15 protein-coding genes are annotated in these 13,470 nt (G+C 53.5%); 6 read left to right on the top strand and 9 right to left on the bottom strand.

What is annotated here, in order from left to right; translation table 11 throughout:
• Together H581_RS38560 and H581_RS0101505 are read right to left on the bottom strand one after the other, a co-directional pair.
• The coding region (locus H581_RS38560; RefSeq protein ID WP_342663378.1) for an HTH domain-containing protein at positions 1–218 on the bottom strand (218 nt) is incomplete at its 3' end.
• A gap of 222 nt (positions 219–440) precedes the next feature.
• The gene (locus H581_RS0101505) at positions 441–1,415 is read right to left on the bottom strand and encodes an MraY family glycosyltransferase (RefSeq protein ID WP_245599853.1); all 975 of its coding nucleotides are present in this window, start codon (positions 1,413–1,415) and stop codon (positions 441–443) included.
• Positions 1,416–1,615: 200 nt separating this feature from the next.
• Here H581_RS0101505 and H581_RS0101500 point away from each other — a divergent pair, with 200 nt between their 5' ends.
• Both H581_RS0101500 and H581_RS0101490 read left to right on the top strand, forming a co-directional pair.
• Positions 1,616–2,524 carry an NAD(P)/FAD-dependent oxidoreductase gene (locus H581_RS0101500; RefSeq protein WP_028608463.1) on the top strand — a complete coding sequence of 303 codons (909 nt, stop codon included), beginning with the start codon at positions 1,616–1,618 and terminating at the stop codon, positions 2,522–2,524.
• Positions 2,525–2,650: 126 nt separating this feature from the next.
• Positions 2,651–3,430, top strand: coding sequence for an APH(3') family aminoglycoside O-phosphotransferase (locus H581_RS0101490; RefSeq protein WP_028608462.1), 780 nt, complete (start codon positions 2,651–2,653; stop codon positions 3,428–3,430).
• 122 nt (positions 3,431–3,552) lie between these two features.
• Here H581_RS0101490 and H581_RS0101485 read toward each other — a convergent pair whose 3' ends face one another.
• Complete coding sequence (locus H581_RS0101485) at positions 3,553–4,137, bottom strand: beta-class carbonic anhydrase (RefSeq protein WP_028608461.1); 585 nt, start codon at positions 4,135–4,137, stop codon at positions 3,553–3,555.
• 68 nt (positions 4,138–4,205) lie between these two features.
• Positions 4,206–4,400 carry a hypothetical protein gene (locus H581_RS0101480; RefSeq protein ID WP_028608460.1) on the bottom strand — a complete coding sequence of 65 codons (195 nt, stop codon included), beginning with the start codon at positions 4,398–4,400 and terminating at the stop codon, positions 4,206–4,208.
• A 137-nt stretch (positions 4,401–4,537) separates the two neighbouring features.
• Here H581_RS0101480 and H581_RS0101475 point away from each other — a divergent pair, with 137 nt between their 5' ends.
• The 4 genes from H581_RS0101475 (at position 4,538) to H581_RS0101460 (ending at position 7,501) form a co-directional block, all read left to right on the top strand.
• Positions 4,538–5,377: an AraC family transcriptional regulator gene (locus H581_RS0101475; RefSeq protein ID WP_028608459.1), complete on the top strand. Its 840-nt coding sequence runs from the start codon at positions 4,538–4,540 to the stop codon at positions 5,375–5,377.
• Between the two features lie 112 nt (positions 5,378–5,489).
• Positions 5,490–6,470, top strand: coding sequence for an ABC transporter substrate-binding protein (locus H581_RS32700; RefSeq protein ID WP_084134410.1), 981 nt, complete (start codon positions 5,490–5,492; stop codon positions 6,468–6,470).
• A gap of 220 nt (positions 6,471–6,690) precedes the next feature.
• Entirely contained in the window at positions 6,691–7,119 is a 429-nt protein-coding gene (locus tag H581_RS0101465; RefSeq protein ID WP_028608458.1) for an SRPBCC family protein, read from the top strand.
• A gap of 1 nt (position 7,120) precedes the next feature.
• Complete coding sequence (locus H581_RS0101460; RefSeq protein WP_028608457.1) at positions 7,121–7,501, top strand: ArsR/SmtB family transcription factor; 381 nt, start codon at positions 7,121–7,123, stop codon at positions 7,499–7,501.
• A gap of 231 nt (positions 7,502–7,732) precedes the next feature.
• On the opposite strand, the gene H581_RS36185 is transcribed toward H581_RS0101460, so the two are convergent.
• From H581_RS36185 to H581_RS0101435, 5 genes are all read right to left on the bottom strand, one after another.
• Positions 7,733–8,221: a cupin domain-containing protein gene (locus tag H581_RS36185; protein ID WP_245599852.1), complete on the bottom strand. Its 489-nt coding sequence runs from the start codon at positions 8,219–8,221 to the stop codon at positions 7,733–7,735.
• A gap of 517 nt (positions 8,222–8,738) precedes the next feature.
• The gene (locus H581_RS0101450) at positions 8,739–9,578 is read right to left on the bottom strand and encodes a 1,4-dihydroxy-6-naphtoate synthase (RefSeq protein ID WP_028608455.1); all 840 of its coding nucleotides are present in this window, start codon (positions 9,576–9,578) and stop codon (positions 8,739–8,741) included.
• Entirely contained in the window at positions 9,575–10,258 is a 684-nt protein-coding gene (locus H581_RS0101445; RefSeq protein ID WP_028608454.1) for a futalosine hydrolase, read from the bottom strand. The genes H581_RS0101450 and H581_RS0101445 overlap by 4 nt, the downstream gene beginning before the upstream one ends.
• Before the next feature lie 166 nt (positions 10,259–10,424).
• Complete coding sequence (locus tag H581_RS0101440) at positions 10,425–11,792, bottom strand: TrkH family potassium uptake protein (protein WP_036717301.1); 1,368 nt, start codon at positions 11,790–11,792, stop codon at positions 10,425–10,427.
• Between the two features lie 37 nt (positions 11,793–11,829).
• Positions 11,830–13,419 (bottom strand): histidine kinase N-terminal 7TM domain-containing diguanylate cyclase, encoded by a 1,590-nt coding sequence (locus H581_RS0101435; protein WP_028608452.1) that lies wholly within the window; start codon positions 13,417–13,419, stop codon positions 11,830–11,832.
• Positions 13,420–13,470: the final 51 nt, after the last annotated feature.

Raw genomic sequence — 13,470 nt, 5'->3', positions numbered from 1 at the left:
TCTAGAGAGGCTCTAGGATTTCTTGTCCCAACTATTGTGGTTTCGAATCCACCATCAGTGAAGATCTGCATAGGTGTGATGCCGCTCATGTATGCCTTTACTGCGTACCGTTTAAACTCAGGGCTATATGTAATTGCTTTCTCTGAAACGTGCACGACATTAGGATTTGATTCAAGTATTTTAATCTGCATTGGTGTAAAACATTTGCGTTTAGACATGATGAAAGTTATACCCCGTTCTATTTAGTATGTTAATTAAAACACAAAAACCCGTGAAATAGACACTTTTTTCAAAGTGTCTATTTCACGGGTCACAGTTCACCCTATCGCCACCATTTTTTGAATTGAAATCTGATTATTACTTCAAGAGTACTAACTAAGTAATGAACTTATCTACTTTTGAGACAATCCCTTTCTCAAATGATAAGAACCTATTTTCGCTTAAATTTGTACAAGCAGCAGGATGATGGAGGACAAGCATAGGCAGGTGCTGACCAGGCAGAGAAACATGACGACCTGCTTATGATTCAGCCCGGCCCGCAGCAGGCGGTAATGCGCCTGGCTGGCGTCGGCTTGGTAAATGGCTTTGCCCTGCAGCATCCGTCTAATGACGACGAAGACGTTGTCGAAGATCGGCACGCCAAGCGCCAGAATCGGAATGAACAGCGACATGACGGTAGCCTGCTTGAATGCGCCGTCCAGCGCGATGACCGCCAGGATGAAGCCGATGAAGGTTGCGCCCGCGTCTCCCATGAAAATTTTGGCGGGAGGCTTGTTATAACGCAAATAGGCAACGGTTACGCCGACCAATATAATCGCCATAATGGCGGAGTTGGGCTGGCCCTTCGCTACTGCGACGATGAACAGCGTCACCGCCGAAATCGCGGAAAGCCCGCCGGCAAGCCCGTCCATGCCGTCCGAGAAGTTAATGACCGTCGTGACGCCGAAGATCCACAGGATCGTCAGCAGAAACTGCAGGATAACCGGCAGCAGCACGTATTCGCCTGATATCGGATTATAAAATCCGGTAAAAGCAATGCCGGAGGCATACACAAGCACAGCGGCTGAAATTTGCACAATGAACTTCGGCAGCGATGGGAAATCTTTGCCCTTGGTCTTATACCAGTCGTCGACCGTACCGATAATAAGCAGCAGTACGCCGCCTGCAACCAGAGCTCCGGTCTGAAGAGAGAAATCTCTCGTCACCAGCAGGTAGGTAGCAAAAAAACCGATAAAAATAACGTAGCTGGCCGTAAGCGGAATCGGTTCCCGGTGAAGCTTGCGTTCGACATCCTTCCGGGGCTTGTCCACAAAATCAAGGCGAAAAGCCAGCTTGCCGAACGGCGGGATCAACAGATAAACGATGACAAAGGATAAAAGTAAAGAAAATGCGTATAAAATGATCGTCACCACCAAAATAGGGTATGAACCAACAACAAAATTATACAATTGATGAGGACGGTTGTCGATTGGACGCGCATGTTACTGAGAAGATATTAATATAGAATGGTTCTCCGCATCGGTGAATACAGATATACGATCCTTTATTTTTAAAGAACCGGGAAATCATGCGGCTGCTGCGGATTTACGCCGGAACCGGAAGAGAGGCGATCGGGATGTGGCTGGATTGCGCTATCATCGGCGGAGGACCGGCCGGCTTAAATGCGGCTTTAGTGCTCGGCAGATCTAGAAGAGTCGTTATTTTATTCGATAACAACAGGCCGAGAAATGCGGTGACCCGCCATTCTCACGGCTTTATAACGCGTGACGGCATCGAGCCGAGGGAGTTCCGGAGGCTTGCCCATGAGAATCTGGCGAGTTATCCGTCCGTGACGGTTAAGCCGGATCGGGTGGTCGCAATCACGCCGGGCCAGCCGGGATTTATGCTGCGAACGGGCAACGGCGTCATCTACCGGTCCCGCACCGTCATTCTGGCCGCCGGACTGAAGGAAACGCTGCCGCAAGTGCCGGGGATTAGCGGCTATTACGGCAAAAGCCTGTTCAGCTGCCCCTATTGCGACGGGTGGGAGCTGCGGGATAAGCCGCTTGCCGTCATATCGGAAAGCGCGCATGCCTTTCACTCCGCCAAAATCATATACAACTGGAGTAAGGATATTCTGGTTTGCACGAATGGCGCGAACAGCCTCGGAGCAGATCAGATCAGGCAGCTTGCGCGCAAAGGAATTCGGGTAAATCCGAAGCGCATTCAAGCGCTGGTCGGGGAGAACGGCATGCTGAGCCGGATCGCGTTCGCAGACGGCGAAGAGGTAAGACGGGAGGGCGGCTTCATCTCGCCGCTATGGGAACAGGGCGCCGCATTCGGCGAGGCGCTGGGCTGCGCGATGACGCAGGCAGGCGGCTTCGTCACCGATGACTATGGCCGTACAAGCGTCAACGGGATATACGCTGCGGGCGACTCCTCCCTGATCGCGCCGTCCCAGCTCGTCATTGCCGCCGGCGAAGGAAGCAAAGCGGCGATTGGCGTTAACACGGACTTAACGAACCAGGACTTTTACATGGCATGATCCGATATAGAAGATAGACTCCAAATCCCGTATAATGGTTCAAAATAGGAGGGTGAGGATGCTGGAAGCACTTAAGGAAAGCGACAGCGTACCAAACCGGGAGCCGTATGAGAAGGAGGAGCATTCATGCAGGAGCTAACGCTGCCGCCAATGATCAAGAGGCTTACCGAAGACTGCGAATGGCACAGAGTAACGGTTGGGATGTCGGAATCGAAGACGTACCGGTTAACGGGTGCTGCCGCCAATTATTTTATTAAATTTCATGCTGCGGACGCAGTAGAGAGCTTGCTGGATGAGAAGGAGCGTATCGAGTGGCTGCAAGGGAAGCTTCCCGTCCCGAGAGTGGCCACTTACGAGAAGGATGATGCAGGCGAGTATTTGCTTATTACCGGATTAGCCGGTCTTGACGCCTCGGATAAGGCGCATGAGCAGGCGCTGCCGCAGCTGATGCGGCTTTTGGCCGAAGGACTTCGCGCGGTGCATGACGTGCCGATTAAGGAGTGTCCGTTCAACCGGACGCTGCCGGTCGTGCTTGCGGAAGCGGGGAGGCGCGTCGAGCTTGGTCTGGTGGATGAGGACGACTTCGATTCGAGTCGCCAGGGCATGAAGGCGGCTGAGCTGTACCGGGAGCTTCTGGCGAGAGCGCCTGAAGAGGCGGATCTGGTGTTCACGCATGGCGATTACTGTATGCCGAATATCGTCATTCAGGATGGCCGGGTGAGCGGGTTCATCGACTTGGGGAGAGCCGGAATCGCTGACAGGTATCAGGATTTGGCGCTGGCCGTAAGAAGCATCGGGTACAACTTTGGTGCGGAGTATGTACAGTTATTTCTCACAGCGTATGGAATAGAGGAGCCTGATCAGGCCAAAATAGCCTATTACCAGCTGTTGGACGAGTTCTTCTAGCGGATTGAACGGCTAAAGAAAAAGGAGCAGCGTGCGCGAAGCACGCTGCTCCTTCGCAGGAGAAGTCAATTGGTTACGTCCTCAGACAAGGACGCCGATGGGCAGTCTGCTTGTCCGGCCGGCTAGGCAAGGGGTGACAAAGCTTCCTCGCGATAATCCTCGACAAGCACTTCCAGGTTCCCCGTTTCCGGATGCATGACGAAACCGTGTACCGGAATGTCATGCGGGAACAGCGGATGCTTGCGGATCATTTTGACGCTGTGCATGACGCCTTCCTCCGGATTTTCAAAGCCGCGCAGAAACTTATCCATCCGGATGCCGGCATTTTCAAGCGTCTGGATGGCAAGCGGGTCGACGCCGTGCTCGATGAACTTGTTGACCAAGCCTCCCGTATCGAGGTTCGTCATGCCGCAGCCGTGATGGCCGATGACAAGCACCTCGCGCGCGCCAAGCTCATAAACGGCAACAAGAATGCTGCGCATCGCGCTCCCGAACGGCTGGGTGAGTATCGCGCCGGCATTTTTAATAAATTTAGCGTCGCCGTTTTTCAAATTCAGAGCTTTCGGAAGCAGCTCGACAAGCCGGGTATCCATGCAGGTGAGAATGGCAATCTTTTTATCAGGGAACTTGTCCGTCAGATAAGATTCGTATTGTTTTTCTTCGACGAATTTCTTGTTGAACTCCAATAATCGCGGAACGATAGACATGTATGATTCCTCCCGTTATGTTTTTCTCTATCTATTTATTCTTATTATTCATGGAATTAGGGACGGAGTCAATTGTCTGCCGGGCTTTCGCGGACAATTTCGGACAGCAGCTCGAAGGAACGGAGGCGGGCCGCATGGTCGTACACTTGGCTGACGACGATGAACTCATCCGGTTGCGTCTCTTCGATGACTTTCGCAAGCCTGTCCCGAACGGCAGCTTTGCTGCCGGCAATCGAAAGGCTGAGCTGTTTGCGCACGATCATTTTAACCTGCTCGTTCCACAGCTCGTCCGTGCTGTCGTACTAAATAGACGATTGCATAGTAAGCATAGCATGATATAGATTCGGCAGAGATGGATGCGGTTGCCGGAAACGGCTTCAGGGAAAGGCGGATGGGTGACATGGTTGACTTAAACGAGCTTGCGGGAGCTTTGGCGAAGGGGGTGCTGACGGTCGAAGGAATATACCGCACGGCGGTACCCGGCAAACTGACCTGCAAAGGCCATACGAAGGACCAGGCAACGCCGCATGCCGGCTTCTTGTTCGCGCTTAAGGGGACCGCAACCTTCACGTTTAACGGCATCCCCTATGAACTTGAACCGGGGAAGCTTGTTCACGGGGGCAAGGGAATGGAGCTGCAGCTGCAAATTGGCGAAGCCGGCTTTGAGTATTTTCTGATTCACTACGCGCTGAGGCAGCCCAATTCGGAAGGCAATCCTTACGAAAGCACCCATTTTATGCTGGAAATCGGGAAAAACCCGGCTATCGCGGAGTTGCTTCAGCTGCTGCAGGAGGCATCCAGCATTCCCGGCCATTTCGCGGCTTTGCGGATGAAGGAGCTGTTCTACTCGATCATGCGTGAGGCGCTCACGGGCTGCCGGAACCGAATGAACCAGGAGAGCCGGACGGTAATCAGGCATGCCCTCGAATACTTGCATAATCATTACATGGAGCCGCTGACTCTTCCTGTGCTTGCGGGCTTGCATGATATGGAAGTGAAGCCGTTCGCTTATTTGTTCAATAAGTATGTCGGCCTTTTTCCGATTGATTATTTGATCCAGCACCGGATGAAGCGGGCCAAGCAGCAGCTCGTCGGGAGCGGCAGCAGCGTGAGGGATATTGCCGAGAGCGTCGGTTACGGGGATGCGCATTATTTCAGCAGGCTGTTCAAAAAGCATATCGGCATGACGCCGAGCGAGTTCCGGGCCAGCGTGGGAAATTATCCACCTGCAATTGAGTAATCGTATATTTCCATGCGGCGGTCGCTTTTATATAATAATGACAATGAAAATCATTATCATAAAATGGCTGCTGTCACTTCAGATTGGCCTCGATAAGGTGGAGGAATTGTTCATGTGGATGAAAAGGAAGCTGGCGATGATAGCGACGGCGGCACTGGCTGTCATGCTCGTTGCCGCAGGCTGCGGCAATAACGGAAATACAGGGAATGAAGGCGGGAATTCGGGAGCCGTGAATACGAATTCCGGGGAGTCGGATGGAGCCGCGTATCCGGTTACGATCAAGCATGCCAAGGGCGAGACGGTGCTGGAGGAGAAGCCTATGACGGCTGCGATTACCTACTTTCCTTATGCGGAGCACCTGTTCGCGATCGGCGAAGAGTCGGTTGTCGGCGGAGTCGTCGGGCTGACGGCGCTTCAAAATTTTACCGTATACGAGCCGTACGTTATGGACAAGCCAATTGCCGACCTTGGCGACGAGACGAATTTGGAGCAAATAACGGCGTTGAACCCGGACGTGATCATTGCTTGGGAAGCGGATGATGCCCAATACGACCAATTATCGAAAATCGCCGACACTATCGTCATTAATTCCAATGAAAATTGGCAGGAAACGATCGTGCAGGTGGCCGCCGTATTCAGCGCTGAAGAAAAAGCCGAGCAGTATATCCAAGATTACGAAGCGAAGCTGAAGGAAGTCGCCGCGCTTATGGATACGACGGGAGAGAAGGGCAAATCGGCGCTGTTCGTCATGACCTGGGGCAAAGGCTTTAACTATTACGGCGGGGCACGAATGGCGCCTTATTACGAGCATCTGGGCTTTAAATCGTTCGATACGCTTGAAGACTACGGCGAGATCGGTCTGGAAGGGGTAAGCGAGCTCGACCCCGATTATATTTTCTTAGGGAAGGACTTCACGAATTCGGCGGAGACGCAGCTGGAGGAGCTGGAGAAAAATCCGGTATGGAACCGGTTGAAGGCGGTAAAGAGCGGCAAAGTATTCATCGTCGATACGGAAATACTGGGTCCGCTGGCCATGGGTCAATCCAAAGGCTTGACATTCATGGAAAGTATTATGACAAACGGCAATTCATAATCAGGCACGGGAAAAGCTGCGCGTTATGGTCGATGACCGTAACCTGCGGCTTTATTTATTTCCAAGCAAGCGTTTCTGCTTGCGGATGCGGGCAACTTAAGGGGGATACAATATGCAGCATATAATTGGAGTTGACATGAAACCAAAAGGTTTCGTATAATGATGAAGCGAAACCAAATGGTTTCATAAAATACACAGCTATTTTAACGGAGGTTATGAAATGGGAGACAACAATAATCAAAGCACGCTGCCGGATATTCGGCAGACCGTCCGGTTGAACGCTTCGGTTCAGAAAGTATGGAATGCGGTTGCGACATCGGAAGGGATTGCGGAATGGTTCATGCCAAATGATTTCGAGCCGGTGGAGGGCCATGAATTCCAGCTGAATGCCGGGCCGTTCGGCATGTCGTCTTGCAAGGTGACGGTCATTGATCCGCCTAACCGTTTGTCCTTTACATGGGGCAAGGACTGGGTATTAACCTTTGAATTGTCGGAGCAAGGCGGCCAAACCGAGTTTACGCTGATCCATTCGGGCTGGACCGAGGAGACCGTTACGGAGTTCCAGGAATCGCATAAGATTGTACGCGACAGAATGGATCATGGTTGGGTTGGCTTGCTAGAGAAGCTTAAAGCGATTGTAGAGGCCTAGGATGGCTGAAGAGGCGCGCACGCACGATGTGTTCCAGGCAATCGCCGATCCGACGCGCCGCAAGCTGCTTCGCCTGCTGGGCGATCAGGAAATGCCGGTAACGGTAATAAGCGGCCATTTTACGATGAGCCGGACCGCGGTGTCCAAGCATTTGCGCATCTTGGCCGATGCCGGGCTGGTAAAGGACCGGAAGGTAGGCAGGGAAACGCGTTACCGTTTGGATCCTGAGCCGCTGCTTGAGCTGAAGCGCTGGCTCGCCTACTACGAACGGTACTGGGAGAATAAATTATCCGCGCTTAAACGTTATGTCGAGGCGGATGAGCCGGATGTTGGGGGGCCGTTCAACCCTCATGCCGGGGCGGATACGGATTCTGACGAGTAAGAGGATGAGTCAGCTGAGAAAGATTTGTGTGAAATTGGAAGAGGACATTCCGTTGTCATGGAGCAGGAGGATCACGGGACGAATCTCTTGTTAAATGAAGTCAACCGGGAATAAGCTTGGCTTTTTTTTACGCTCTGCGGATTATTGGGTATGGGTTGGCGAGCCTGGAGGAACATAGCAGGGAGGGATTTTGATCCAACAGCGCTTTTTCATCAATGTTTGTAACATGACTTAAGGGGTTTCTAGAAGTACGGCGCCATGCCGTTCGAACAAAGCACGGATGGTTTCAGCGTCGCGGCTGCTCGAAGCGTGAATCGCTTGGATGAGCGAATGGATTTGCGCCGTCATGATAATAAGGTAACGCGCCTCTTCCGGCTTCGGATTCCAGTAGGTATGCGGCGTGCCTCGAGGAGCGGCGACGGCGGAACCAGCGCCGGCCTCGAAGCTGTTGTCGCCAATGCGAAAGCCCAATGTGCCTTCAATCACATACCAGGCCTCATCATCTTCGGCATGCAGGTGCAGCGGGGCAATAAGCATCGGCTCGTTCCCCTCGGGGGTGCCTTCAGCCGTCCATTCCGCCATGATCAAATCGGAACCGGACGGCGCGAGCAGCCGTGCTGAAAGCGGAGCCGCGAGCAAGTCTTGAAGCGTTGGGGGACTAGTGGAGCTGCTGTGGTCGCGGTCTCCTTGCTGTGATGATTTATCGTTTTGTTTATGCATATTTACCATTACCCTCTTTCGGCGTTTTGTAGGTAATAGACGATTTTCGCATTTTATAATAGGCAAACGTAGTGCTGGGGGCGGAGGCCGGTCGTATTTAGATAATCGGTTTAAAAGAATATCCCCGTAACGGCAAAATTGGGGCTGATTTCATTTCGGTGACACCGCTTCGTTAATTGTAGATCGAACACCGAATTTTTAAACTCAGATTCACGACCAATACAGTTGACGGTTACGCAGAGAATTAGGATGAATGCCGATTATACGGAATTTCTCCCGCTAATGAGCTCTCAATCGCCACAATCTCAAGCTAACAGGAAATCCTACCGTTAATCAATTGGAAATGGCCCATTTGAAGGCAAAAAGACTGAAATAGCGGGAGAAAATCCCGCTAGATAATCAAAATCTCTAATTCCCAGACCATTAAGGGAGAATTTCCCCTTAGAAGAGATGTTATGGTTACAAGGGTTAAACCAAACGTGCCGGCCGGTACATACATACACCGCCCGTAGGCAGCCTACCGCAGCAGCGACAGGTCGAAGCTTGGGACAAGTCCTTCTTCCGCGGCCCGCCCGAGCAGGGCGGTAACGGCCGCGTAGCCGTTCTCGCCCAAGTCGGAAGTGAACGCATTGACGTAAAGATCGATATGCGCCTGGGCCACATCAGGCGACAACTCCTGTGCATGCTGCATCACATAAGCCTGCGAGGCTCCCGGATGCGTCCACGAATAGTCGACGGACGCCCGGATCCAGCCGGCGATCGCATCGCTGTCGAGCGAGCGCCGCGCAATAATGGCGCCAAGCGGTATGGGCAGGCCGGTGTCTGCTTCCCACCAGCTGCCGAGATCCGTCAGCATGGTCAGTCCGTAGGACGGATAAGTGAAACGGGCTTCGTGAATGACCAGTCCGGCATCGATCTTCCCATCCCGAACGGCCGGCATGATTTCGTGGAACGGCATGACGATAATTTCGCCGATGCCGCCCGGCACATGGCGCGAGGCCCATAACCGGAACAGCAGATACGCGGTCGAGCGCTCGCTGGGAACGGCTACGCGCTTGCCCGACAACGAGGCGGCATTGCCTGCATCGGATGAGAGACCGTTCGTCAAGACGAGAGGGCCGCAGCCCCGCCCAAGCGCGCCGCCGCATGGCAGCAGCTTATAGTCGGTTAACGCCCACGGCAATGCGGCGTACGAGATTTTCATCACTTCCGGTCCTTCGGCATTAGCGGCCCATTTGTTCGTAATATCGATATCCGCGTAGGTGACGTTCAGCTCGGGCGCGCCGGGGATAAGGCCGTGCGCCCAGGCATGGAATACAAACGTATCGTTCGGACATGGGGAATAAGCGATATTCATTCGAGCACCTCCCGTAGAGCTTGACATGCTGTTTCTAACGCGGATAACGCGTCGCCTATCCGCCAGGCCGCGCGGTCGCGCGGACCGACCGCATTCGAGATGGCGCGAAGCTCGACGGCCGGAATGCCGCGCTTGCTAGCGGCGACGGCAACGCCGTAGCCTTCCATCCCTTCGGCGGCGGCGCCGGGGATCCGCTTCGCGAGCGCAGCGGCCGTCCCGGCGCTTCCGGTCGCCGTCGACACCGTAAGCACCGGGCCGAGGCATACCGGCATCCCGGCGGCTTGAATCGCAGCGTACAAAGCGCTGCTCCAATCCTCGCTAACCGCGGCGCGTGCCGTGCCGAAGCCAAGCTCGTCCACGCTGAGGAAGCCGTCCTGCGTCTCTGCGCCAAGGTCGGCGGCATGGATGGCATCGGAGACGACGATCGAGCCGATGTCAGCCCTCCCCGCAAAGCCGCCGCCGATGCCGGCGCTTATGACCAAACCGTAGCCCGGTCCGTGCTGAGCCAGCATCGCCGCTGTTTCTGCCGCTGCCGAAGCGGGGCCGACGCCGGCGGCGATGACGTCTATGCCGCCTGTTCCTTGCAGGCCGCGAAGAACGGCCTCCTTCTCTGCGTCGACGGCAGTTACGATCAGCACGCGCGTTCTGCGGCCTTCTCCCGCGCTATTCGCCTGCTTCATAGAATCTGTGTCGGAATAAGGCTTCATGTATCGGTATCTCCTTTAACTATTCTATCAGCTCACACATGATATAATCGTACACCTGATAGATTGCGCTAGCAAATCCGGCAGGCGGGTACAACAAGCCTGCACCCTCCTGCAGCCGTCCACGGCTCCCCGCCGCAGCTTAACCGATCGTGATATTGCCTTCCGGATAGCGGTAGAGTTCTTTCCTTGAGCGCCTGTTTAGCGCGAAAGCGAGCGTAACGGGTCCCAATCGGCCGACGAACATGAGCAGGCTCATAATGATTTTACCTGTATCGCTTAAATGGCCCGATAAGCCCGATGACATGCCCACTGTACAATAAGCGGAGGTCGCTTCGAAGAGAATGGCCAGGAACGGACCGCTCTCCGTAATGGAGAGAAGCATCGAGGCGGTGCAAATAATCGCAAAAGCAATCATCGTAAACATAATGGCTTGATGGATCTGCTGCTTGGCTATCCGGTAACGAAACAGTACGACGTCTCCCCTGCCCCTAATCATCGCGACCATCGCTCCGATCAGAATAGCGAAGGTCGTCACGCGAATCCCGCCGCCCGTCGACCCGGGACCGGCTCCGATGAACATAAGCAGGATGAGGAAAAACTGCGTAACCTCCCTCAGCATCATCGGATCGATTGTGCTCAGACCTGCGGAACGCGCTGTAATCGATTGAAAGGTTGCGCCGAGAACCTTGCCTCCCGCGGATAAAGGCTGCAGGGTACCGGGGTTGGAGAATTCCAAAGCGAAGATCACGATAGCTCCGATAACGGTAAGGATGCCCGTGACGGACAAGACGACCTTGCTATGTAAGCTCAACCTTCTGTTTTTCGGATATGTCACGAGCTCGGAAATGACGATAAAGCCGATGCCGCCGAAAAAAATCAGCAGCATGGACACGATATTTACGAACGGATCCTCTACGTAATGGATAAGACTGCCCGGCCGGTCGGGGAACTGGGAGAACAAATCGAAGCCGGAATTGTTAAAGAAAGAAATGCTGTGGAAAACACCAAAATAGAGCGCTTGCCCCGTGGGCATTTCAAGCATGAAATAGCTGCTAAGCAGCACGGCTCCCGACAGCTCGATGACCAGCGCGTACAGCAGCACCTTGCGGATCATGCGGACAATGCCTTCCGTCGAGGCATAGTTGATCGATTCCTGCAGCACCAGACGCTCGCGGAACGAGATTTTTTTTTTGAAAAGAAGCGCAAACAGCGTGGCCATGGTCATAAAACCGAGACCCCCGATTTGGGCAAGCACGATAATAGTGATCTGGCCGAAGGCGGAGAAATGGGTTCCGGTATTTAATACGGTGAGTCCCGTTACGCAGACTGCGCTGGCGGAAGTAAACAAAGCGTCGATGAACGACACTTGAATGCCCTCGACGTATGCAACCGGACGCGATAGGAGCTGGGCCCCCGTCAATATAAGAAAAATAAAGCCGAAGGTCAAGACTTGAGGCGGACTAGGCCTGAAACGCAATTTCTTGCGGAGTGATCCGAGTTTAAGCATGGTGTCAGCACCGCCTGTCTCTTTTGTGATAGTATGTTTATTTCTGGACGACCGCATGCACATGACCGTCCTGCATCAAATGCACCCTATTACGGCCTTCATGTTTAGAACGATAGAGCGCGACGTCAGCCTCGCTGAGCAGCGCCTCGAGCGTCGTATCCGCGGACAAAGCTTCCGTTACCCCGAAGCTCGCCGTGACCGAGATCGCTTTGGCCGCGCTGTACAGCGGATTACCCGCTAACTCCCTGCGGATATGCTCCGCAACGTTCCCTGCCTGCAACAAATCGGTATACGGCAGGCATACGGCGAATTCCTCGCCGCCGTAACGCCCGAACAGCGCATTGCCGTTCAATTGCTGCCGGCATATATTCACGACATGCTGCAGCGCAAAGTCTCCGACGCTGTGGCCGTATCGGTCATTGATTTGTTTGAAATGGTCGACATCGAACAGAATGAATGAGAGAGGCGTGTGCGTTCGATGAGCTTCCGCAAGCAGCTCCCGGCTTTTCTCCATGAAGAAGGTCCGGTTATAGATCGAAGTGAGGCCGTCGATCTCAGCCAGGCGGCGGAGCTTATGCTGAAGAAGCGTATATTCCGTGACATCTATCATAACGATCGTGCGGCCGGCGATCCGCCCGTTCGGCATTAATAGATTGGATGCGCGGATCCGGTAATAAAACGTCTCTCTGCCGCGAACCCACTTCAGCTCCTGCTCCTGATCGGAGGCAGGGTCCGTTCCGAAACGGAAGGCGCCGGACTCGGTCCCCCGTTTCCAGACCTCCTCCAGCTTCTTTCCGATGGCAAGCGGCGTAAGCGAAGGAATGATCTGGGCGGCGGCACTGTTGAAGTCCATAATCTGATTCGATAAATTCAGTACGAGCACGCCGTCGCGCATGCTTTCGAATATATGCTCCCGCGCAATGGGGGATACCGTCAGCATGCCTGTAGAGATGATCGACAAGATGTAAAGCGTCGATGTCATGCACAGCAGGATCGGAACAGGGTCCATCCCGAGCGGAGTCCGGCCAAGCACATACAGGAGCGCGCCTATCATAGGAATAGCAATAGCGAGTGCCATCGTCAGCATCTGCTTGCGGTAGATCGATTTCGTCTTCCTCCAATAGCGGAACAACAGGAATAAGCTGGAGAACATTGAGCCGAACGTGTAGGCGCCGTGTACGTAATACCATGTGCCGGGAATGAAATCAACCATAGGTGTTGGCGTATTCGGGCGTAAAAAAATATCCTGATAAAAAAAATGATGGTAGTCATTCGTCATTACCATCAGCAGGGTAATCGCCGGTATGACAAACAACCACCATGTTTTCCTGGAGGCCGTAATTTTGTCAAATCCGACGTAATGCATAACGAGCAGCAAGCTGCACGGAGCGATAAATGGCATCCCTAAGTATTCGATGGTTATCCAAAAACGGATTTCCTGAAGCGAATCGCCGGCCAGCTCGAAAGCAAAGCCGAAAGTATAGACGGCCGATAGGGCTGTGGACCATATAAATGCCTTCATGCCGGAGAAATTCGTCTTGTTGTAATAAGCATATATGGCAAGCAGCACGCTAAGGACGCCGGAAATGATGACAACGATTATATATTGGGATATCGGTGAATTCATAGTCAAGGACATTGGCGGCTCCAACTGTTGCGGTAGTATGATCATCTTCTA

The organism is Paenibacillus harenae DSM 16969, from assembly GCF_000422465.1.
GTDB classification, from domain to species: Bacteria; Bacillota; Bacilli; order Paenibacillales; family Paenibacillaceae; genus Pristimantibacillus; species Pristimantibacillus harenae.
Note: the sequence above shows the minus strand (reverse complement) of the source record. Positions and strands in the feature narration are given on the sequence as shown.